10 protein-coding genes are annotated in these 25,666 nt (G+C 44.9%); 9 read left to right on the plus strand and 1 reads right to left on the minus strand.

Annotation, left to right across the window (positions count from 1 at the left end; genetic code table 11):
* The first annotated feature begins 129 nt into the window (after positions 1-129).
* From ACQKMP_RS26095 to ACQKMP_RS26110, 4 genes are all read left to right on the plus strand, one after another.
* The gene (locus tag ACQKMP_RS26095; protein WP_042192009.1) at positions 130-2,562 is read left to right on the plus strand and encodes a heavy metal translocating P-type ATPase; all 2,433 of its coding nucleotides are present in this window, start codon (positions 130-132) and stop codon (positions 2,560-2,562) included.
* 32 nt (positions 2,563-2,594) lie between these two features.
* On the plus strand, positions 2,595-3,218 hold the full coding sequence (locus ACQKMP_RS26100; RefSeq protein WP_427471810.1) for a nitrite reductase: 624 nt from the start codon (positions 2,595-2,597) through the stop codon (positions 3,216-3,218).
* 238 nt (positions 3,219-3,456) lie between these two features.
* Positions 3,457-4,455, plus strand: coding sequence for a protoglobin domain-containing protein (locus ACQKMP_RS26105; protein WP_427471811.1), 999 nt, complete (start codon positions 3,457-3,459; stop codon positions 4,453-4,455).
* Positions 4,456-4,521: 66 nt separating this feature from the next.
* Complete coding sequence (locus tag ACQKMP_RS26110; protein WP_427471813.1) at positions 4,522-5,106, plus strand: dihydrofolate reductase family protein; 585 nt, start codon at positions 4,522-4,524, stop codon at positions 5,104-5,106.
* Positions 5,107-5,169: 63 nt separating this feature from the next.
* Here the strand turns inward: ACQKMP_RS26110 and ACQKMP_RS26115 are convergent, their stop codons facing one another.
* On the minus strand, positions 5,170-5,340 hold the full coding sequence (locus ACQKMP_RS26115) for a hypothetical protein (RefSeq protein WP_156113190.1): 171 nt from the start codon (positions 5,338-5,340) through the stop codon (positions 5,170-5,172).
* Positions 5,341-5,631: 291 nt separating this feature from the next.
* Between ACQKMP_RS26115 and ACQKMP_RS26120 the strand changes: the two genes are divergently transcribed.
* The 5 genes from ACQKMP_RS26120 to ACQKMP_RS26140 all read left to right on the plus strand — a co-directional run bounded on the left by ACQKMP_RS26120 (position 5,632) and on the right by ACQKMP_RS26140 (position 25,643).
* Complete coding sequence (locus ACQKMP_RS26120) at positions 5,632-6,105, plus strand: CcdC protein domain-containing protein (RefSeq protein ID WP_042192000.1); 474 nt, start codon at positions 5,632-5,634, stop codon at positions 6,103-6,105.
* Between the two features lie 245 nt (positions 6,106-6,350).
* A complete protein-coding gene (locus ACQKMP_RS26125) occupies positions 6,351-7,046 on the plus strand; it encodes a 4'-phosphopantetheinyl transferase family protein (RefSeq protein WP_427471816.1) in 696 nt (231 codons plus the stop codon).
* Complete coding sequence (locus ACQKMP_RS26130; RefSeq protein ID WP_427471818.1) at positions 7,046-7,789, plus strand: thioesterase II family protein; 744 nt, start codon at positions 7,046-7,048, stop codon at positions 7,787-7,789. The genes ACQKMP_RS26125 and ACQKMP_RS26130 overlap by 1 nt, the downstream gene beginning before the upstream one ends.
* 17 nt (positions 7,790-7,806) lie before the next feature.
* Complete coding sequence (locus ACQKMP_RS26135; RefSeq protein ID WP_427471820.1) at positions 7,807-14,877, plus strand: amino acid adenylation domain-containing protein; 7,071 nt, start codon at positions 7,807-7,809, stop codon at positions 14,875-14,877.
* A 26-nt stretch (positions 14,878-14,903) separates the two neighbouring features.
* Complete coding sequence (locus tag ACQKMP_RS26140; protein ID WP_427471822.1) at positions 14,904-25,643, plus strand: amino acid adenylation domain-containing protein; 10,740 nt, start codon at positions 14,904-14,906, stop codon at positions 25,641-25,643.
* The last annotated feature ends 23 nt before the right edge of the window (positions 25,644-25,666 follow it).

The following is a 25,666-nucleotide window of genomic DNA, read 5'->3' on the forward strand; positions in this document are numbered from 1 at the left end:
ACTCCTTTTTAAGTATTTAGAGTATAGCTTGTCGCTTGACATATATAGGGTAGGGGGGTATACTAAAATCAAGAAGAGGATGATGCAAACAATGGAAATCATCACAAAAGTGGAAGAGGTGTTTATATAATGACTACTGCTGCGGCGGGACAATCGCAAACTTCATTACAAATCACAGGGATGACTTGTGCTGCTTGTGCGAACCGCATTGAAAAAGGCTTGAATAAACTAGAAGGTGTAAGTGAAGCCAACGTAAACTTTGCAATGGAAAGGGCTACAGTGACTTATGATCCGAACATAGTGGACGTTAGTAAGATGGAAGCAAGTATTCAGAAGCTTGGGTACAGCACAGCTAAAGAAGCTGTAGATTTACAGCTTGTAGGTATGACATGCGCTGCTTGTGCATTGAAAATTGAGAAGACTCTGAATAAGCTGCCTGGCGTAAGCACTGCCAGTGTGAACTTTGCGATGGAAACAGCACATGTCGAATATAATCCCGTTGAAGTTTCTGTATCTGACATGCAGAAGCGGGTGGAGAAGCTTGGATACAAGGCTGTTCCCAAACAAGAGCAAGGTGACCCAGCGGAACAGCGACAACAAGATTTATCCAAGCAAAAGCGTAAGCTGCTGATCTCTGCGATTCTATCGTTTCCACTGCTGTGGGCGATGGTGAGCCACTTTTCCTTCACTTCGTGGATATGGCTGCCTGATCTTTTTATGAATCCATGGTTCCAATTGATTTTGGCAACGCCGGTTCAATTTTATATCGGAAAACAATTTTACATCGGTGCTTATAAAGCGCTACGTAACGGCAGTGCGAACATGGATGTTCTAGTTTCACTCGGGACCTCGGCGGCGTTTTTTTACAGCCTGTACTTAACAATCGTTTGGGCTGTCAATGGTGGGAGCGCGCATCATGGACCAGAAATGTATTATGAAACAAGTGCAGTATTGATTACGCTGGTTCTAATGGGTAAATTGTTCGAATCCTTGGCAAAAGGACGGACATCAGAAGCTATTAAATCCTTGATGGGCTTGCAGGCCAAGACAGCTTTAGTTGTCCGCGACGGTGAAGAATTAAGCATTCCTGTAGAGGAAGTTATTACTGGTGATATAGTACTTGTTCGTCCAGGGAATAAAGTACCTGTGGATGGTGAAGTTCTGGAAGGGATCTCTTCGGTAGATGAATCCATGCTGACCGGAGAAAGCCTCCCTGTTGAAAAGAAAGCCGGAGATTCCGTCATTGGAGCGACGATTAATAAAAACGGCATGCTTCGAATTAAGGCAACAAAAGTAGGTAAGGAAACTGCTCTTGCGCAGATCATCAAAGTGGTAGAAGAAGCGCAAGGCTCGAAAGCTCCGATTCAACGGGTCGCTGATGTCATCTCCGGTATCTTCGTTCCAATCGTTGTTGGGATTGCCGTTATTGCATTCTTAGTGTGGTACTTTATCGTAACACCGGGTGATTTTGCAGGAGCTTTGGAAAAAGCAATCGCCATTCTGGTTATCGCTTGCCCTTGTGCTTTGGGTCTGGCTACGCCAACCTCCATTATGGCTGGTTCCGGACGTGCAGCTGAACTGGGAATCCTGTTCAAAGGCGGGGAGCATTTAGAGCAAACACATAAAATTGATACGATTATCTTGGACAAAACAGGTACAGTAACAAAGGGCAAACCTGAGCTTACCGATATTTTGGTTGAAGGCAACGAGACAGAATTTCTTAGACTGGTGGGTGCAGCTGAGAAGAATTCAGAGCATCCACTTGCAGAAGCTATTGTCACAGGTATCTTGGAAAGAAATATTGAATTGCCAGGGACAGAATCATTTGAAGCCATACCGGGTTTTGGAATCAAGGCTGTCGTGGAAGGCAAAGAGCTGTTAATTGGTACTCGGCGTCTCATGGACAAATACGGTGTAGAGGCAAGTCATGCTTATAACATCATGTCTACTTTAGAAGAATCCGGTAAAACAGCAATGCTTGTGGCTATAAATAAAGGGTACGTGGGTATGGTAGCTGTTGCGGACACCATTAAAGAAACCTCTCAGGCTGCTGTCAGTCGCTTGAAAGGAATGGGAATCCAGGTCATCATGATTACCGGAGATAACGAACGTACGGCAAAGGCGATCGCAGCTCAAGTTGGCATTGACCATGTACGCGCTGAAGTGCTTCCAGAAGGAAAAGCGGAGGAAGTGAAAAAATTACAAGCGCAAGGCAAGATAGTAGCCATGGTTGGCGATGGTATTAATGATGCTCCAGCTCTCGCAACTGCAGATATTGGGATGGCCATTGGTACCGGTACGGACGTGGCTATGGAAGCTGCGGATGTTACTTTAATGCGAGGCGATCTATCCAGTATTCCCGACGCTATCTACATGAGTCGTAAAACAATGACTAATATTAAACAAAATCTATTCTGGGCACTTGGCTACAACTCACTTGGCATTCCGATTGCAGCACTTGGTTTCTTGGCTCCGTGGGTAGCGGGTGCGGCAATGGCTCTCAGTTCGGTTTCCGTTGTTCTTAATGCACTTCGTCTGCAACGTGTGAAGATCCGTAACTAAATCACTAGAGGAATGAGGACGGAGATAAGGATATGGGAGAGATCACAAAAATCGCAGTTGCACCTCCAATTCAAGTGGGGGGAAGCCTGTTTACACCAGAGCAGCTTGCTACAATAGGAGCAATTCTAGGAACGAATGCAAAAATTGAAATGACATCTTTTAAACAGCTTTATTTGGAGGTGCCTCTGGAACAACGTGAAGTGATTGTGGAGCAACTTGAGCGTATAGGATTAGAAGTATATTCAGCGGGTTTTGTCACGAAAAGCCTGATTGCTTGTAATTTTTGTAAAGGGGCTGAGGAAGCAGGTCTGGCAGTTGCACAGAAATTAAATCAGTCCATCGCAGGGATTGAAACACCTATGCCACTGAAGATTGGTTATGCGGGCTGTGCACTCGGAACCAGCGAGCCTCTGTTGAAAGACATTAGCGTTGTGAAAATGCGTAATACCTATGAGATTTTTGTGGGTGGAGAACCAAAAGGGCTTAAGACTTCAATCGCTCAATCCCTTAGATCAGGGATAAGTGAAGATCAACTTATTCCAGTGATTCTGTCATTGATTAACTACTATAAGGCCAACGCCAAAGGGAAAGAGAAATTCAGAAAGTTCATTGACCGGGTGACGATAGAATTGCTGCAACAAGTTGTTGCTGTGTAGGATAAGATTTTAATTTTAAGAGGGGCTTCCTTTATAGGAGCTCCTCTTTTTAGTGTGATCTAAGAATAATGCTACGAAATGCAAAGTTTGTAAAATTAATAAACTATTTAAGTAAATAAAGTGTTAAAATTTATAAAAATAATACCTTTATTATCAAGATAAATAGATGCCATAGGGGATGGCATGGAAGATGCGATGATCATTATATAAACAGAATGAGAGGGAAGTTGACCAAATTATGATCAATCTTAGTTCAGAGCGACAACAGCAAGTTAGCTATATTGGGATTACTGAGGCTGATTTAAATGTATTGAAAAGTAAGGAAAAAGAATTCAAGCAAATCGTAAGCTCCCTTGTAGATGAATTGTATAAGCAGATGATAGAGGAACCTGAGCTACTCCACATCATTGAACAGCACAGTACGCTTGATCGATTGAAGGAAACGCAGCAGTGGTATTTTTTATCCATGGCATCGGGTGTGATTGATGAAGCATTTATTGAAAGACGACTGCTTATAGGTAAAATTCACTCGCGTATTGGTCTGACAACAAATTGGTATTTGGGCACTTACATATTATATTTGGATCTCGCTACAGCTTATTTTGAACGGATATTACCGACTGATTGGAAACCCGTCATTCATGCATTAACCAAGATGTTTAATCTGGATTCACAGTTGGTTCTGGAAGCCTACGAATTCGATGAAAAAGCAAAAATAGAAAATTTATTAGAAAAGCAAAACCACTTGCTTACAGGTGTTAGTTCTGCGGTTCAAGAATTAGTATCCTTAATGGTTCAACTGAAAGATAGCAGTGAATCCATCGAGGAATTAGCTAGTAAGAATGCTGATTATCAAGAGAAAACACATCAAACTGTGTTATATCTTGACAAAGAGGTAGAGTCTATTCATCAAGTGGGTACAATGATTAGGGAGGTTGCTGATCATACGCATCTTTTGGGCTTAAACGCAGCCATTGAAGCGGCAAGAGCAGGGGAGTACGGTAGAGGCTTTGAAGTCGTCGCGAATGAAGTACGCAAGTTAGCTCGTCGCTCTAAAGATTCAATCGGAACGATTGATGAGAAGCTGAATAATATCAACTCCACACTGTCCAAGGTGAAAAAAGAATCGGAACACAATTCCATGTATTCTAGAGATCAGGTGAAGGGCTCTCAAGAACTGGCCTCCTTCGTGAATCTGATTGAAAAAGTGACCGTCGAGTTAGAAAACTTGAAATAATCAAGCATGTCCTCATATTGCGGATCGAATGTTATGTATTCATTTCTGGTACAAGGAGCGATGAGTATGCCTGTAGATCATCATGAACAAGATGTGGAAAATTCATCTAGAAAGATTGTGGCAGGATTATTCATGTCGCTGGATGGAGTGGTAGACTCGCTTGAAGCCTCACCTAAGAAGTGGGGGAGCAATGAAATGAATGAGACGATTGCTGCGGGTGTTGCACAGGCGGATACTGTACTGCTTGGACCACGTACTTACAAGATGTTAGCCCAGTTCTGGCAGCATCAGAGTGACGATCTACCCATGGCAAGATTCCTAAACCATTCTGACAAATATCTGGTCTCCAGTACGATTACGGAGGACATGCTCGAATGGCAACCTGCGAGCCTGATCAAGGGCAAGCTTTTCGAGGAAATAATGAAGCTAAAGCAACAGCCTGGAAAGAACATTCAGATCCCTGGTAGTCCGAAATTAGTCAGATCCCTATTACAAAATGGATTGTTAGATGAGCTTAGGCTTAATATCTGTCCCGTTGTCGTTGGCTCTGGCATGCGTCTTTTTGACGAGATCACGAATCAAGTCCCACTTCATCTTGTGGACTCAAAAGCTTACAGTAACGGTGTAGTAGGCTTAACGTATCGCATATAATCTTTGAAATGAAACACTCCTTCAGAATATTCTGAGGAGTGTTTTTTTGTTTAACAGTGCGGTTTAGACGTCGGTTTTGGAAACACCGTTTAAGCTGGGAACATAATCGGCAGCTTTATCGATGTTTACCATCTGAGCCGCTTCATTAAAGTTATTGTTATTCTGTGCATTGTTTTTCTTACTTGGTTGATGTTTGCCTGGTTCACCTTTGGGACTGGCGTTATTTTTTGGCATGACATTCACCTCCATATTCTCCCCATAGTATGAGAAGGTAGTTTGAATTTTATGCCAGACCTTGACAGGGGGGGCTTCGATTGCATTAGAACGTTGGCAGATGCCAATGGCTGCTTTCGGTGCTTCTACCGCTTAGACCCCTTCCTCTAGGGATGCTGGGGCATCCCTTTTTTTGCTGGTTACAAGCTTAAAATTTGCGGTTTTTACCACAATGATTTTCGGTGTAAAGCTATAAATAATAAGATACACTTTATTCCAGTGATGCATATTACGTGGAAGGAGCTTTGCAAAATGAATAGTAACTTTATGTTAAGCATTATGCTGGGTGTCGCTGCAATTATTGTGCTGAGAAGACTAATGTCGGAACATAGGCCTATGGGAAAAAGAGCGTTTAGGATTATGCTGCCGATTCTATTCTTAAGCCCTGGCCTACTGCTGCTGCTAAACGGTCAGGTACATCTTCAACAGAATGAAACACTGCTGGCTATACTTGTAGGATTAGCTTTCTCGGTTCCGCTGATTATTACAACAGCTTATGAGAAAAGGGATGGCCGAATTTACACCAAGAGGAACATAGGTTTTCTCTACTTTTTCGTAGGGATCTTGATCTTGCGTGTTATTCTCAGAAGTTATCTTCTCCAGATTGAACCGCAAAATATGGCTGTGCTGCTGTTTATCGTCGCGTCGTCCTACATCATTCCATGGAGACTAGCCAGTTATCTGAAGTTTAAAAAGATGATTAAATCAGACGTTTCGATGGAATAACGATACTTGTTTTAACAAAGGATCCGCGGGTAGAATGCGGGTCTTTTCTTATGGGCAACTGGACCACGCAACTGGACAATTTATGAACCAACATAATTGCGGTACTTGGCTCGTAAAAGCGCAAAAGGTTTGTGGTTAAACCAGGGGTGGTTTTCGGTGAAAGGTCTGATAGGCTGTTGTAAGATTGACTTAAGAAAGAAACAAACTCGGCTATAGGATGATTTTCAGAAAAGGATGTGAGTGATATGGAATTGCACGCTTTACACATAGAAGGTGGCATTCCGGAACAGCAATATCTACATCTTTTGCTTTCAACTGATGCTGGTATGCGCAAACGGATTTCTAGCTTCTATAGAAGGGAAGATGCGGAGCGTTCGCTTGCAGGTATTTTCCTTGCCAAAACAGTGATTGCCGACAGAATTGGACAGCCGGTTAGACGCATCCAGTTCCAGGAAAGCCCTTATGGTAAGCCAGAGGTTAGCGGACTGAACATTCATTTTAACATTAGTCACTCCGGTGATTGGGTCACATGTGCTCTCGACGAGCAGCCGATTGGAACGGATATTGAACAATGTCATTCCTTACCTCCCGCTATTGGAGATCTATGCTTCACGGAAGAAGAGAAAGTTTATCTGGCAGCAGATTCGCATGAATATCCTAATCGCTTCTACGAGCTATGGACCTTGAAGGAGAGCTATATCAAGGCTTTGGGGAAGGGGATGTCGATCCCTTTACAATCCTTTTCTATTCAAAAAAGTCAGGAAGAAAGCAGGTTCAAATGTTACATACAGAATCATTTACTGGAAGATTGGGCTTTTGAGACCTTTAATGACATAACTGGTTATCAATGTGCTGTTTGCTGCCATCCCAAGAGCATACCAGGGCAGTTGAAGTTGTGGAGTTTAAATGATTTTTACTATCCTAAGTTGGAGTTGGCGTAATGATGAATCATATAAAAGTGTTCTGTATTCCATACGCGGGCGGTTCTGCAGTCACTTATGAACGCTGGAAGAAGCGGATACCGGATAAGAATGATATGGATTTTATTCCGCTGGAACTAGCCGGAAGAGGTCGCAAGTCGAATCTTCCTTTTTATGAAAATATGGAAGAAGCCGTTGAAGATTTGTATCAGAGTATCAGCTCTGAGTTGTATGAGCCCTATGCGATATTTGGGCACAGTATGGGCAGTCTGATCGCGTTTGAATTATGTCACAAGCTGCAAGAGAAGGGGCTGCCGGGGCCGGAGCATATTTTTTTCTCAGGTAGAAGATCCCCTTTTATCCCCTCGCCTAATCATAACTTTCATATGCTATCTGATGAGGAGTTTGTACAGGAAGTGCTCAACTACGGGGGGACCACTAGACAGGCGTTGGAGCATACAGAGCTTCGCGAGTTATTTCTCCCGATTCTACGAGCTGATTTTAAATTAGTCGAGACGTATCAACCTAGATTAGACCGACCCAAATTTTCAGCCAACATCAGTGTATTCGGAGGGAAAAGGGATGTCCAGGTTACACTTGAAGACCTTCAATCCTGGGGGGAGACGACTACGGGACAGTGCCGCACCAGTATTTTTCCGGGTAATCATTTCTTTATTAACGAATCGTTGGATGACGTCATTATGAAAATTTATATCGCCTTATATTTGGAGAGGATCTTCCGGGTTGCTATACCTGGGAAATAAAGGAGGTTTCAATTTCAATGTCGACAACACCCATTAATCAATTGTCCAAATCCTCTGATCCGGTATGGCTTGAACGGTATGAGGATGAGAATATGAAGCTAGATCTCTCATGGGGAAGTCCACTAAACAGCCAAGCAGTTAAGAATGAGGATTCTCTGGGCTATGTGGATTTCACATTTTCAAGTCGAACATTTACCGCTTTCCGTAAGTTGGCACATACACACGGATTTTCGATATATTCAGGGATAATGACCCTGTATGCGATGGTGTTATATCGGTATACTGGCGAGAAGAATTTCCTTATTAATTACGAATGCTCCACCGGTCATCATGAGATACAGCCGATCCCATGCACGGTAGATTCGGGACAATCTTTTATAGAAGCCTGGGAACAAACTGAGAATCATGCGAGGGAGAATCCGCGGTATGCTGCTGAAGCTTTTATGGAGCGGACTGCAGAATGGATAAGAGAAACACGGTCGAACAGCTATGCTAAAGGTCATTCTGCAATCTATGAGAGCAGGACATTATGTACATTCGCTCCTTATGATCTGGCGCTGAATATCGTTGTAGGTGATAATGATCTATCGCTGCGCTTGATTTATAGCAAGACAGCCCTCCGCAGCGCTTCTATCCGCAGCCTGTCCCGTCATCTAAGCAGAATGGCCACTAATGCCATCCGGCAGCCATTTACCCCTATTGCTTCTATTGAAATGCTCTCCACCTTAGAAAAACGTCGCATTCTGATCGACTTCAATGCAACGGACCCCCTTCTTCCAGTACAACAATCGATTCATGAGCTGTTTGAAGAGCAGGTCAAACTTGCAGCAGAACATCCGGCAATTGTTCACGAAGGCGGTCAAATTTCTTATCGTGAACTAGATGAACAAGCGAACCGATGGGCGAATTTTCTGGCAAGTGAGAAGCAGACGGGACGGGAGACCCGGATTGGCTTATTGATGGAGAGTAGTTCTGAGCACATAATTGCTTCCCTAGCGGTCCTTAAGAGCGGAGGCGCTTTTGTACCGATTCACGTTGGCTTACCTCAAGATCGAATCACGGATATCATCGAGAGTTCAGGGATTGAAACTCTACTGTCCTGTCAAAAACATGCATTAATGTGTGAGCAGCAGGCAGCAGTGACTGACCTGAAGAGCTGTGTATACTTCGATACTGGTAAACAAATGATTCGTACCGACAAAGGATTGGAGCTTGTAACGATATCATGGGAGAACATCAGCAGCAAGAAGCCGGAGCATGTCGGAAAGCTTGAGGATTTGGCTTATATTATTTTCACTTCGGGAACAACCGGTAAACCCAAAGGTGTAATGATTGAACACCGAGGGTTGGTTAATCTGGCAACGATGTATGCCTCTGAGTTCCCTCTGGATGTGCCCAAACGTGTAGTACAGTTCGCTAATGTATCGTTTGACGCATCTATTTGGGAATGGTTGCAGGCACTGACGTCGGGAGGAACACTTTATATCCCACCCCGGGACATCATCTATAATTTCATTCAATTTGAACGATATTTAAATGATTATGAAGTAAATACTGCAACACTTCCACCTGCTTATGCAGCATCCCTGCATCCTGAACGCATACATACGTTAAGACATCTTTTTGTAGTTGGCTCGGCTTCTACACCTGCTTTATTGGAACAGTGGGGGGAGCAAGTTCAATATATAAATGGCTATGGACCCACCGAATCATCTATCTGTGCAACCTATTGGAAGAAGCCGAAAGAGCTTGCGGCAAGCAAGCTCAAAGCGGTTCCTATCGGAAAACCGATCGCTAATTTCCAACTCTATATTATCGATCCTGATCAGAATCCACAGCCTATTGGCATTGCAGGGGAGCTGTGTATAGGAGGCATTGGATTAACTCGCGGTTACTTGAATTTGCCGGAAGTCACCAGAGAAAAATTGGTTCCACATCCTTTTCAATCTGGCGAGTGGATTTATAAGACAGGTGACCTTGCCAAATGGCTTCCTGACGGAAATGTAGAATATATCGGACGCATTGATCATCAGGTGAAGATTAGAGGTATCCGGATTGAGACCGAGGAGATTGAAACTGTGCTGCTGCAACATCCAGCTGTTAAGAATGCAGCCGTCCTCGATAAGAATAACGAAGTGGGTCAGAAATATCTTGCTGCATACTTAGTACTCGAAAGTAAAATTTCTACCTCTGAATTACAACAATATGTACTGAGTAAGCTTCCAGATTATATGCTCCCCCAGCAGTTCATCCAAGTGGATACGTCATTCCCCTTAAATGCTAGTGGGAAGATTGATCGGAAGAGGCTTATTCTTATAACAACTGAAATAAATGATAATAACCTATATATAGCTCCATCAAAACCACTAGAATTTGAGTTAACACTATTATGGCAGCAGGTGCTTAGAACAGATCGGATAGGCGTACAGGATGATTTTCTCCTATTAGGTGGCCATTCGTTGAAGGCTGCGGAGATCATAAGCGCTATTCTAGAGCATTATGAGATTCGCATCACCTTGGCTGACCTGCTCCGCTTAAAGAATATTCGTTCTTTGGCGTCTTTTATCGAGCAGAGCGACAAGACGATATCCACATCGATGGATAAGGTAGCTGAGCAAGCCTCTTATCCTGCTTCTTCAGCGCAGCAGAGGATTTATACACTCTCACAGGCTCACCCAGAGAGTACTCCTTACAACTTGCCAATGGCTATTGAGATCCATGGAGAGCTGGATTTAAGCAGACTCGAGATGGCTTTAAATGAGCTGATCCGCTGCCATGAGTCGCTCCGCACCTCTTTTAGCCTTGAGGAAGACGGTCTTCGGCAGAATGTGCATGAACAAGCAGTATTGAGTCTTAAGATCGCTGACACTCAACAATCTGCCGAGGAGACGATACAAGCTTTTATCGCTCCTTTTGATCTGCACCATGCTCCATTATTTCGGGCTTTATGGAAGGAGCTTGGACCCTCACGCGGGCTTCTATTAATGGATATTCATCATTCAGTCTGCGACGGGATATCCACCGGACTTCTACTGAGACAGCTTAATGCTATATACAATGGAGAGTTGGTCGCGACTCCTGCAAGAATACAGTATAAGGATTGCTCAAACTGGTTAGAGAAACAGCGGTGTATGGAGGACGGCAGAAGAGCAGAACAGTATTGGCTGAAATTATTCGAAGGGGAGCTGCCGATTCTGCAATTGCCCATCGATTACTCAGAAAGACCTTATTCCCAAACCGCAGGAGACCATTTGACACTACCCTTAACCCGAAAATTAGCTGACAAGGTGAAGGAAGCGGCAGGCCGCAGCGGAACAACACCCTATATGGTAATGTTAGGGGCCTTTCAGCTCTTATTATCCAGATACAGCGGTCAAGAGGACATGATCGTCGGTACGGTAAACAACGGAAGAAGTCATTCGGAGATGTCATCCGTTGTAGGAATGTTTGTGAATACCTTACCCTTACGGCTACGCCAGTACGGTACACAAACGGGAAGAGAACTTCTGGAAGCAGTCAAGCAACAGGTACTGGCGGCTTCTGAACATAGCTTGTATCCCTTTGAGAAGCTGGTTGGGCAGCTAGAGTTCTCTCGCAGCCATGAACGGAATCCATTATTTGATATTTTGTTTTCGATGGAGAATCTGGAACTGCCAGACTTGCGTCTTGGAAGTGCCCAAGGCATTCCTTATCCATTCCAAGACCCTGTATCCCGGTTTAAGTTAGCTCTGATCGTAACGGAGCAAGGCAAAGAGCTCTCTTTGAAATGGGAGTACCTCACCTCCGCGTTCAAACAAGAGACGGTGGAGCGAATGAACGAGCATTACTTACAGCTATTGGAACAGCTGGTGACCAGACTGGATGACTCTATTTCAGAGTTCGAGATGATTACTATACCGGAGAGGGAGCAGCTTCTGAGCATCTTCAATACTGAATCCGTAGCGTTTCCTGAAGAAATAACAGCTTATGAATGGTTTATGTGCCAATCGGGGAAAACCCCGGAGCAGACCGCTGTGATCTGCGGCACGGAACGTTTGACATACCGAGAGCTAAATGAACAATCCAATCGCTTGGCAAGGGCACTAATAAGCAAAGGTCTGGGAAAAGACAGCATTGCCGCTGTGATGTCCCGTCCATCAGTGCATATGATTGCAGCAATCCTAGCCATTCTGAAGAGTGGAGCAGCTTATCTTCCTATTGATCCTGATTATCCAGCGGAGCGCATTTCTTATATGCTTCACAATAGTGGTGCAGAGATCCTGTTGACACAAAGCCAATTCCCAGCTCCAGATGATTATGCTATAGAAATGCTGGATATAGATCATATGGAATGGTGTCTGGATTACGGAGCCGAGGATTTGGAATCCTTGAGCGGACCGGATGATCTGGCTTATATCATCTATACCTCCGGGTCTACAGGGATGCCTAAAGGGGTTATGATAGAGCATCGCTCACTGGTCCAATTATGTCATTGGCATCACCGGGCTTTTGCACTAAATGAGCAGGACCGGACGACTCAGTTTGCCGGATTTGGATTCGATGCAGCGGCATGGGAGATCTTCCCCTCCCTTTTATGCGGAGCCGAGCTTCACCTCGTTCAGGAGAATCTTCGCAAAGATGTCCATCGATTAAATGAATATATGAATTTAAATGGAATTACGGTTAGTTTCCTGCCTACGCCGATCTGCGAGCCTTTTATGTCGCTTCAGAATCAATCCCTACGCTTACTACTAACTGGAGGAGATACTCTGAAGTCGTTTATTCCGCAACGTTATAAACTAGTTAACAATTACGGTCCAACAGAGCATACGGTTGTAGCCACTAGCTTTCAGGTAGAGGAGAGCAGCGGGAAGATCCCTATCGGTAAGCCCATTGATAATACCTCCATTTACATCATAGATCCTTATTTCAGATTACAGCCGGTAGGCGTGGAAGGTGAAATTGCTATCGCGGGTACAGGAATCGCTAGAGGTTATTTGCATAATGAAATGTTAACTAACCAGAAGTTTGTGGACGATCCTTTTCATCCCGGTAGAAAAATGTATCTAACCGGAGATCGGGGCCGTTGGCTGACAGATGGCAATGTTGAATATAAAGGGCGGTTAGACGATCAAATCAAAGTTCGTGGCTATCGGATTGAGCTTGGTGAGATTGAGGCGAAGCTGCTGCTTAACCCTGAGATTAGAGAAGCTGTGGTGATCAGTAAGAAGGGAAATAACGGGGGCAACGAATTATATGGATATTGTATCCCAGTTCACCCTGGTGTCGTTGAAGAATCGATCAGGGAGCAGTTAAGAGAACAATTGCCTGAATATATGGTTCCTGCACAGCTTGTCTTATTGGAGAGCTTACCGCTTACTCCTAACGGGAAAATAGACAAAAAGCAGCTTGCACAAAAGGTGACGGAAAAAGCTACGAATATGATTAAGTTACCACCTACGAATACCATGGAACGGATTCTGGTCGAAGTATGGAAAGATGTACTCGGTGAGACTGCGGGGATAGAAGATCACTTCTATAGCTTGGGTGGAGATTCGATCAAAGCCATTCAGGTGGCCTCTCGTTTACACAAATATGGCTTGCAACTGGAAGTGAAGCACATTCTTCAGCAAAATACGATTCGCCGAATCGCACCGTTCGTGAGGACCAAATCTGTGCGGGGAGGAGATAAGGTGAAACTGGAGTCGGCTGTGCTAACACCAATCCAGAACTGGCTGTTTCAGAATCCAGAAAGGGTACGCCATCATTTCAACCAATCCGTGCTTCTCTTCCATCAAGAAGGCTTTAGCCCTGAATGCGTTGAACGGAGTTTTGATCTTCTGTCCAGTGTACATGAGGGTCTGCGAACCAAATTCAGAAGAACCACAGAAGGGCAGTTTGAGTTTGAGGCTATAATCCAAGATTCTATCATCGAAGGTGGATTTTCAGTAAATGTGTATGACATACGAGAAGAAGAACATCCCGAACAGAGGATGAGCGAAGAGGCGGATACGCTTCAAGCGGGATTAAATATAGAACATGGGCCACTTGTAAAGCTAGGGATATTCAGAAGAACTGAGGGTGATTACCTTCTAATTGCTATTCATCACCTTATAGTAGATGGGGTGTCATGGAGAATCCTTCTTGAGGATTTCAGAAATATCTATACTCAGTTAATAACGGCAGAGCATGATACGAAAATTCAGCTTCCAGAATCGACTGATTCATTCTTCTATTGGGCGGAACAAATGAATCAGTACAATCAAAGCAAAGAGCTGCTTAAGGAGCTTGATTTCTGGAATAGAATCACCTCCTGGGAAGAAGAACCGCTGTATCCTGGTCTAACCTCCACCCATTTGGTTAACCAATCCAGCAGTGTTACCTTGCTATTTACCCGTGAACAGACGGAGGCGTTGCTGAAGGATACCCATCTCAGTTATAACACGGAAATTAACGATTTACTGCTGTGTGCAGTGAGCTTAGCGGTTAAAGATTGGATTGGACGCCGGGCCATCAAAATTACAATAGAAAGTCATGGACGCGAAGAATTGTTTGTTGATACGGATGTGACTAGAACAGTAGGATGGTTTACCTCTGTGTATCCATTGCTGCTGGAGCTTATCGATCCCGATGACATTGGAGACTCCATCAGACGAACTAAAGAAACGCTGAGGGCCGTGCCACATAATGGTATCGGATACGGTGTATTGAAATACTTGAGCACAGAGCATAGACAAGGACTTGGTGAGATATCGCCGCCAGTGATTAGCTTTAACTTTATGGGGCAAATGGATAACGAAAATGAGTTATTCAGTGTATCGAATCTCTATAGAGGGCAGGAAGTGCACCCGGAATTTAACCATAATCATGCGATAGCCTTGGAAGGTGTAATCAGCGGCGGCTGCCTTGAAATGGTCTGTCACTATAATAGGGAAACCTTAGAACCAGCTGCAATACATGCATTCGCTGAGGCCTACAGACGTAGCTTACTGGCAATCATTGAGCATTGTCAGAACCGGAGAGAAGGGGAATTGACGCCGAGTGATTGCTCATCTGGTCAAATTGATTTTGAACTGCTTGGCGAGATCTTTGAATCCATCGGCAATTAAAAACGAATGTTTAGGGGTAGAGGCAAATGTATACAAAGGCGGATATTAAGGATATTTATTTTCTGACACCTATGCAGGAGGGAATGCTCTTCCATCATTTAATGCATCCAGCTTCCAGCGTCTACCTAGAGCAATTTCATTTTAGTCTGCAAGGCGAATTTAATCCACGTATCTTTGAAAAGACGATCGCACTAATCGTTGAGAAATACGAGGCTCTACGTACCGTGTTCATTCACAAGAATGTGAAAAAAGCGGTGCAGGTCGTGCTGAAGCAGCGGGTGCAGGGTATTCGTACAGAACAGGTTATCGGGTTGGATGAGACAGCACAATCTGAATTTATAGAACAATATAAAGCATCGGACAGAAGTCAGCCGTTCGATTTAACGCTGGATGCTCCTGTCAGGTTGACGGTTATTGAGCGGAGCGACCGCCGAGTCGATGTCATATGGACGTTTCACCATATCATACTTGATGGCTGGAGTGTGGGCTTGCTACTACGGGATTTCAGACGTATGTATCGGCAGCTTAAAAGAAACAGACCGATAAGAACTCGGCAGGTGTTGCCGTTCTCTAACTATATTCAGTGGTTAGAGAAGCAGGATAAAGATTCAGCGATGGATTATTGGAACCATTATTTGTCGGGATATGAGCAGCGTGCGGGAGTTCCTGCATGGAAGCTGGATAATGTCGAAGGTGAAGCCTACTCGCTCTCAGAAGTGAACTTTACCGTAAACCGGGCGTTGACCGAGAGATTAGAGGCCTTAGCCCGAAAGAGTGGTGTTACGCTCAGTACGATGCTGCATATGATCTGGGGCATTGTACTACAGAAATATAATAATGTAGATGATGTAGTGTTTGGCTCGGTGGTCTCTGGGCGTCCACCAGAGGTGAGCGGGATTGAGCAGATGGTCGGCATGTTCATCAATTCCATTCCGGTTCGTATTCGCAGAAATGATCAGACTACTTTTGCAGAATTGCTAGAAACGGTAAGAGATCATGTAGCACTTTCTTCAGGGAATGAATTTGTAGCTTTACCTGAAATTCAGAACGCTTCGTTACTCAAGCGGGAGCTTCTGGACCATGTGCTTGTCTTTGAGAATTACCCGTTAGAAGAAGGGATTCAATTAAAAAATGAACGTGATCTTGGCTTTGTATTAAGCCAAGTGCAGGTCTTCGAACAGACCAACTATCACTTCAATGTTGTAATCGTTCCTAGTGGAGAAATCTCCATACGTTTGGGTTACAACACCAAGGTATATGATCAGGATTTTATAGAGGGCATTCAAAGACATATCGAATTAATTGCCGAAAGTCTTCTGGATCGGACGGATATGAGAATCAGCGAATTGATGCTGCTATCAGGTACAGATGCTGCTACTTCAGGATCGGCAAAGGGAACAGAGTATTCTGCTTTGGAACAGCCAGGGACCCTTACACAGTGGCTTAAGCAACAGGCTATTCAGAATCCGGATAACGTTGCACTCGTATATGGCGAAAGCAAGTTGACCTACGCTGAGCTGGATGGAAAATCGAATACGCTCGCTCGTGAGCTCAGAGAATGGGCGATAGGCCCCGGAGATATTATAGGGATTATGGCAGAGCCTTCGCTAGAGATGATCGTAGCAATCTGGGGTGTGTTAAAAGCGGGAGCTGGATATGTACCGATAGATCCTGAATTCTCGGCAGAACGGCAAGCTTATATGCTAAAAGATAGTGAAGCAAGGCTGTTAATTACACAAGAGGGCAATCTTCGGGCAGAGGAACTTCCGGTAGAAACGTTGTATCTAGATAGCAATCAAATGGAGAATGGTGCGGAGATCCAATGGCCGGATAATGATCCAACGGATACGGTGTATGTGATCTATACCAGTGGAACAACGGGAGTTCCTAAAGGAGTCGCGATTGCTCACCATAATCTTGTGAATTACTTGATCTGGTTCCAGCGTACAGCAGAGCTTCGGTCCAGTGATAAGACGGCCTTAACCTCTTCCTTTGCCTTTGACCTCGGATATACCGCTCTTTTCTCAGCAATGGTAAGTGGGTGCGAACTTCATTTACTGGATAAAGAGTTATATGCATCTCCACAGCGGCTTCTTGAATATGGTAGAGTTCATAATCTTACCTTCTTAAAAATGACACCAACACTTTACAGCACGTTGCAAAACGAAACAGAGGCTGAGGATCTGTTCTTCCCATCCTTGAGAGTGCTAGTACTTGGCGGTGAACCGATTCATGTGAGGGACGTGGAACGGACTTTCCAGCTTAGCAGTAACATTCGAGTAATGAATCATTATGGCCCTACAGAAGCTACAATCGGCAGTATTGCTCATTGGATGGAACGAGATGGATTAGAGCGATTTAGTCAGATGCCTACGATTGGCAAACCTATTGATAATACTAGAATCTACATTGTGGATAAGAACAATCATCTGATGCCGACGGGTTTAGCCGGGGAAATCTGCATTGCTGGAAATGGAGTAGGCAAAGGGTATATAAACCGTGAGGATTTGAATAGCAGTAAGTTTCTAATCCTGTCTTTATCAGGACGTGAAGAACGATTATACCGTACAGGTGACAGAGGTAGAGTGCTGCCAGATGGTTCTATTGCTTACCTAGGACGGATAGATGATCAGATAAAAATAAGAGGCTACCGAGTGGAACCCGCAGAGGTGGCATATCAGATACAGCAGCATAAGGACATCACAGATGCGGTCGTGATTGGCCGTCAGGATTCCAGCGGACAAAATTTACTCTGCGCCTATTATGTAACAGATTCAGGTCTGAAACCAGCAGAGTTAAGAGCTTTCCTGACTCAATTATTACCTGATTTTATGATCCCGACCTATTTCATGGAGCTGGCTACCTTACCTGTAACTTCTAACGGTAAAGTCAATAAGAAGGAGCTTCCCGAACCGGAAGCAGGTGCTTTCTTATACAACATCTATGAAGCTCCACGCAATAAGCTGGAGAGCAAGCTGACTTATATCTGGCAAGAGGTCTTGAATATAGAACGTGTAGGTATTCAAGATGATTTCTTCTTACTGGGAGGTCATTCGCTTAAGGCCATGGTGCTTGTATCTCGAATTCAAAAGGAGCTTAGTATCGAGGTGCCACTTAAACAACTATTCGTCACTTCCACTATAGCAGGTCTTGCGGATTGGATGGGAGGGGCGATCCAGCGAGTACAGCTACCAATCCCGGCAGCTGAGTCACGGGTGATGTATTCGGCGTCACCAATGCAGCAAAGAATTTACGCCTTAAGTCAGCTGGATGATCAATCGACCACCTATAATATGCCGAATATATGGATCGTGGATGGGGAGCTGGATCGCGTACGGTTGCAGCAGGCCATGAAAGATATTATCGGACGGCATGAAATTCTGCGGACGTCTTATCTTATGACGGAGGAAGGGCTAATGCAGCAAGTGCATCAGGAGTTCTCTTTTGAAGTCCCGGATATTACAGGAGATAGAGATTCTGTTGCTTCATTAATTGATGAGTTTATTACTCCGTTTGCCTTAGACAGGGCTCCGATGCTCAGAGCACAGACGGTTCGGGTTGAGGATGGAAGACAGCTGCTACTGATGGACATTCATCATATTGCTTCTGATGGCATCTCCACAGCGATTTTATTTCAGGAACTGATGGATCTTTATGCTGGTTATTCTATAGAAGAAGCTACTATCCAGTACAAGGATTACACTGAGTGGAGATTGAGTTCAGAAGGAGTGGAGGAGCGCGGTAAACAGGAGAAATTCTGGAAGGAACAACTTCAGGACGATCTTCCCGTCTTGAATCTGCCAAGTGATTTTCCAAGGCCAGCTATACAAAGCTTCAAAGGTGACTTTATTGATTTCACCTTGAATGGAGCGGTTGTCGATGATATTCGGCGGTTGTCTAGAGAAACGGGTGCCACTTTATTTATGGTCTTGCTGGCAGCCTATAACATTCTTTTATCAAAATACACGGGGCAAGAGGATATTATTGTCGGTTCAGTCTCCATGGGAAGGCCACATGCGGATTTGGAACGGACGATGGGCATGTTCGTGAATACGGTAGCGCACAGAAATTATCCGGAAGGTGACAAGACCGTTTTTGATTTCCTGAAAGAAATCAAGGAACGTTCGTTGGATGTATTCGAGAATCAGCATTACCCTTTCGACGAGCTGCTGGATGTGCTTCAAGTACGAAGAGAAAAAAGCAGGAATCCGATCTTTGATACCATGTTTATTCTGGAGAATATGGATGTTCCGCAGATTGAACTGGGCCATGCCAAGCTGTCTTACTATCCTTTTGATTATAAGATAGCCAAGTTTGATATGACGGTGTTTGCCGAGGAGCGTATGGATGAAATTGTTTTCCGATGGGAGTATGGAACTGATTTGTTCCACCAGGAGACGATACGGCGTTTTACAGAGCACTATTTGAATATTATACGGGAGATGACTCGGAAGACAGATGCCCCAATAAAAGAACTGCAGCTGATGAGCGAGGAAGAGAGAGCAGTCATTGTTCAGGAATTTAACGATACCTGGACGGACTATCCAAGAGATCTAACGGTTCCACAGTTATTTGAGGAGCAGGTGGCAAAGTTTCCTACACATGTTGCCCTAGTCTCTGGTGAAGAGCAAATGACATATGAGGAGCTAGATCAGCAGTCTGGAAGGTTGGCTTATCTGCTTCGAACTCAAGGTGTTGGCCCAGGTCATAGAGTGGGGCTGATGGTGGAACGTTCATTTGAAATGATCATTGGGATCTTAGGAATATTGAAAGCAGGCGGAGCCTACGTACCTATAGATCCAGAGTATTCACAAGAACGTATCGGCACCATTATTGAGGATGCACGGATTCAGGTACTTTTAACCCAAAGCTTATTAGTAACAAAAATTCATGAAACAACGAGAGAAGTTCTGCGTGAAGTGATCTGGCTCGATGGTCTGCATGCGCTTCAGGTTAACGAATCATTCATACCTTTTCCTTGTCAGATAGATTCCTCCTCTCCAGCCTATGTGATGTACACTTCAGGATCTACCGGCAAGCCGAAAGGAACGATAAGCAGTCATTCCGGCATTATTCGCATAGTAAGGAATACTAACTATATCAAAATTACTGAAGATGACGCACTGCTGCAATTGTCCAATTATGCTTTCGACGGATCTACCTTTGATATCTTCGGCGCTCTTTTAAATGGTGCTAAGCTGGTGCTAATTGACAAGGAGTCGATTTCGGATATCACGGAATGGACGAAGATGATCGAGAACGAACGCATTTCGCTACTGTTTATTACCACCGCATTATTCAACACCGTCGTGGATGTGAACGTTGAAGCTTTGTCTCAGGTAAGGAAAGTCCTCTTCGGAGGGGAACGCGTTTCTGTGAATCATGTTCGTAAAGCACTCGATACCTTTGGTGATGATAAGCTGATTCATGTTTATGGTCCAACGGAAAGCACGGTGTTCGCTACTTACCAGGAAGTAAAGGCTCTTTCAAATTCGGGGACCCTTCCGATCGGCAGACCGGTCTCCAATACCCAAGTGTTCATTGTGGATCGTTACCATCAATTGCAGCCTATAGGTGCGCTCGGGGAAATTATGATTTCCGGTGATGGCTTATCGCTCGGCTATCTGAATCAACCGGAGATGACCGCAGATAAATTTGTAGAGCATGCATATCTGGAAGGCTGCACGATGTATAAGACGGGGGATTTGGGCCGCTGGCTTCCGGACGGATCGATAGAGTTCCACGGCAGAATAGATCAACAGGTAAAGATTCGTGGATTTCGTATAGAGCCAGGGGAAATAGAGGCAGTGCTGCTACAGTTGGCTGGAGTGCAAGAGGGGGTAGTGCTCGCCAAGGACAACGGTATAGGAAACAAGCAATTATGCGCGTATCTGGTTACTGACGAATTGCTTAAGCCGACGGATATCCGCCATTACTTAAGTCAAAGATTGCCGGAATATATGATTCCAGCCCATTTCATCTTTATGGATGCACTGCCTTTAACCTCAAATGGCAAGGTGAATACTCGGGCTCTGCCTGAGCCAATGTACGGATTATTAGAAGCGGGCGATCAACTCTTTGAAGGACCAGCGAATACACAAGAAGAGCTGCTACTGCAACTCTGGAAGGAAGTACTGGGTGTTCAGAGTATCGGTGTGCATGATGATTTCTTCAGGCTTGGCGGACATTCGCTGAAGGCGATGGTCCTTTTAGCCAAAATACAGCAGCGATTTCAGCTTCATCTGCCACTTTCAAAATTATTTTCAGGTCCGACGGTTAGACAATTATCAGAGAATATGAACCTGGCGCAGCCTAACTTAGAACGGGTTGTTCCAGTGGCAGAGTTTCAGGTGTTGTACCCGGCATCTTCTGCACAGCAGCGGATCTACGCTTCATCCATGAGAGAACCGGATAGTATCGGCTACAATATCCCCTTTGCGGTATACCTGGATGGGGAGCTAGACCTTGCAAGACTGGGAGAAAGTCTTCAGGAGTTAACGAATCGTCATGAAGCTTTACGTACTGTATTTGAAGAGGTAGAGGGGACGGTGGCTCAACGGATTCTGCCAGAGCAGAAGATTCCACTTGAACATTACCAAGGGACAGAAGAGCAATCAGAGGAGATGATTGGAAGCTTTATTCGTCCCTTTGAGCTTACCAAAGGACCTTTGGTACGTTGCGGAATCGGAACACTGTCTACTGGAAGGTATCTGCTCATGCTCGATATGCATCACAGCATAAGTGATGGCAGCTCAATAGCGATTCTTTTTAAAGAGTGGATGCAGCTCTATCGTGGGGAATTACTACCACCAGTGTGGCGCCAGTATAAGGATTATGCAGTCTGGCAGCAGCAGTTCATCCGCTCTGAAAGTATGAAGGCTCAAGAGAACTACTGGATAGAGCAACTTCAGGGTGATATTCCGGTGTTGAACTTGCCAGTGGATTTTCCGAGACCAGCTGTTCGTTCCTTTGAAGGTGCCAGCTTGACGGCCACATTGAATGAGGAATTGTTCGGAAGGATCGGAGCACTCAGTCGAGAGACAGGTACGACATCCTATATGGTCTTAATGGCCGCTTTTCAAATCATGTTAGCCAAGATTACTGGAGAACAAGATCTACTTGTAGGGACCGTGGCAGCGGGAAGAACAGAGGGTGATATCCACGATACGGTAGGGATGTTCGCTCAAACCTTGGTCATTCGAGGAAATCCAGCTTTCGATAAAACAGGAAAGCAATTTCTACAAGAGATCAAAATGACTACACTGAATGCTTTTGAAAATCAGGACTATCCTTTCGATCATTTAGTTCATGCACTCGATGTAAAGCCTGATGCTAGCCGTAATCCACTATTTGACGCCATGTTCATCTATGAGAATACCGAGACAGGCCGACTTCAGTTTGGAGATACCGTATGCACACCTATTCAGAACAGTGCTGGTAGTGCCAAGACGGATCTTACACTAGTGGCTGTGGAAGAGGTAGCTGGCGGGATCTCACTGAAATGGGATTATAGTCGCCAACTATTCAAGCTAGAGACGGTAAAAAGACTTAGTCGTTACTTTACTGAGATGTTGAGCCAGTTGTGTAGCTGTCCTCATGCCAGTATCTCCATGCTTGAGATGGTGAATGGAGCTGAAAAAGAGGCGCTCTTGTTCGGCTACAACAACACTGCGGTTGAATACGAGGAAAATAATACTTTGCTCCTGTTGTTTGAAGAGCAGGCAGTATCGAACCCCGAGCAGATCGCATTAGTCCATGGCGACTCACAGATCACCTACGGAGCGCTAAACGAGCGTGCAGAGCAAATGGCAAGAGGGTTTGTCAGCTTGGGTATTCAACCTTCAGCTACGGTTGCTGTGATGCTGGATCGTTCGATCGAGATGGTTATCGGAATTCTAGCGATATGGAAAGCTGGAGGGGCTTATGTACCTCTTGATCCTGATTACCCGCAGGAAAGAATCTCTTTCATGCTGGAGGATTGCGGAGCCAAGTGGCTGCTAACTAATGAACAAGGAAGCAAGAAGATTAGTTTCTCAGGTACGGTGATTAATTTTGAAAATCCGGTGGAGCATCAGGACGAGGGAACATTGCCTTTGAAGAAATCACCAGATGACCTAGCTTATGTCATCTACACTTCGGGTACGACGGGAAGACCAAAAGGAGTGGCCGTTACTCAGCGGAGTATAGCCAATACGCTGCAATGGCGCCGTGAGGCTTATGCACTCGGGATCTCGGACACTGTGCTTCAGTTATTTTCTTTCTCATTCGATGGCTTCTTGACGAGTCTATTCACTCCACTTATCTCGGGAAGTCGAGTGGTTCTACTGTCTGATAGTGATGCTAAGGATCCGTTTGTTATCGCGGACAGTATTTCTGATTACCATGTAACTCATTTTATAGCAGTGCCTAGCCTGTATCTGGCTCTTCTCGAATGCTGTGAAGCGGAGCGTCTGCATTCGCTAAATCAAGTGACATTGGCGGGTGAACAGATTACGAAACACGTGATTGAAGAGAGCAAACGGCTGCTCCCACACACAGAGTTGATGAATGAATACGGACCTACGGAGAATAGCGTGGCAACAACCTTCTTTAGAAATTTGCAGCCGGATAGACCTGTATATATTGGTAAGCCGATTACAAACACGGAGATCTACGTACTTGGCAAGGATCATCTTCTGATGCCAGCAGGTATGGAAGGGGAGCTATGTATTTCAGGTACAGGCTTGGCTGTCGGTTACTTGAATCGACCGGAGCTGAACGCAGAGAAGTTCATTTCCAATCCTTATTTTCCTGAAAAACGCATGTATAAGACTGGGGATTTGGTGAAGTGGCTGCCAGACGGAAACCTTTGCTACATCGGAAGAATAGATCGTCAAATCAAAATTCGCGGCTACCGGATTGAGACCGATGAAATTGAGAACGAGCTGCTCCGTCATGAAGAGGTAACCCAAGCGCTTGTTATCGGCAGAAAGGATGATGAAGGCAAGTTATACTTGTGTGCTTATATTATCGGCGAGGGAAAGGTAGAAGAACGAGAATTGCGGAAGCATCTATCCTGTCGTCTTCCAGATTACATGCTTCCAGCCGCTTTTATTCATCTGGAGCAGTTCCCACTGACGTCTAATGGGAAAACGGATATTGCAGCATTGCCTGCCCCTAAGTTCACCTCCAAGCGAGGAAATGAGGATACAACTTTCCAGAATGAGTGTGAACGCAGTCTGGCAGAGGTATGGAATAAGGTTCTAGGGAAGACGGGGGTGAATGCCTCGGATAATTTCTTCGAACTCGGGGGCGATTCGATCCGGGCGATCTCGCTGGTGTCCGAAATTCATAAGCAAATGGGCATTAAGGTGGCTATTGCTGAATTGTTCCATTATCCAACCATCCGGGAGCTTGCAAGCTTACTTGAAAAAGAGCAGCGGGAGACCTTGGCAAGAGTTGTAGTATCACTGGAAGCTAGCGGATTGTACCCTGCTTCCTCAGCGCAAAAACGGATGTTTGTACTGAACCAGATGCAGGAGAGCAGCACGGTCTATAACATGCCTGTAGCGCTTATGCTTGACGGCGTTCTGGATCGTACCCGGTTAGAACAGGCCTTGGAGCAGTTGATTGCAAGGCATGAGCCGTTAAGAACCTCCTTTAATCTGAATCAAGGCAAGATTGTACAGCAGGTTCATTCCGAAGTTCCATTTCGCATGGGGTATCGAAAAATCCCTGAGGTTAGTCTGGAAAAAGCACTGAAATCGTATAGTAGATTCTTTGATGTGACTCGTGCTCCTTTATTCCGAGCCGTTCTGCTTAACATTCATGAGCAGAGAAATGTATTGTTCCTTGACATGCACCATATTGTTTCAGACGGAACCTCAATATCTGTTCTGCTTCGCGACTTAACTGCGCTATACAACGGAACAGGCCTTTCGAAGCTGGAAGTGCAGTATAAGGATTTCTCTGTATGGCAGGAGAACTTTCTACAGTCCGAGATGTACAGTGAACAAAAGAGCTATTGGATGAAGATGTTTTCAGGTGTTCTTCCCTCTAAAGATCTCCCGACCGACTACCCTCGCTCTGTAACTAGAACGTATGAAGGCAGGGACGTCTGCTTTGAAGCAGAGCCTGAATTGAGGGAAGCCCTGAAGAAGCTTTCCATAACGGAAGGAACTACCCTGAACAATGTGCTGGCTGCTTGTTATCATATTTGGTTGTCCAAGTATGTGGATAGCGAGGATGTTATTGTCGGTTGTGGCGTATCTGGTAGAAGTCATGGCGATTTAAGCTCCATGGTGGGCATGTTGGTGAATACAGCTGCTATTCGCAGCCGTCCGCAAGGGAAGAAGACCTTCAGAACCTTCCTTAGAGAGTTGAAGGAGGAGACGTTGTCTGCATTTAACCATCTGGATTTCCCTTTCGAGCATATGATCAGTGATCTGAAGCTTGCACGAGAAGCATCCCGAAATCCATTGTTTGATACCTTATTCGAGCTCCAGAGCTTGGCGGATCCAGGAGCAGATCCGGTGATGAATGGGCTTGCCGTTCAAAGGCTGGATATACGTTCAGGGTTAACCAAGTTTGACCTGGCACTGTTCGCCGGGGAAAGAAGCGATCAATTGTACTTTAGCTTCAATTATAGAACTTCGCTTTTCCGCGAAGAGACCGTAGTCAATATGGCCAACCAATATATGCGGGTTCTTCGAACCATGGCAGAGGCTCCTGATTGTTATATTCAGGAAGTGGATATCCACTCTCCGGCTGAAGAGATATACTCCTAATTTATTGTAGAAGGAGGTCAGTA

It is taken from the genome of Paenibacillus sp. NPDC101420, from assembly GCF_050277435.1.
Lineage (GTDB): Bacteria > Bacillota > Bacilli > Paenibacillales > Paenibacillaceae > Paenibacillus_AQ.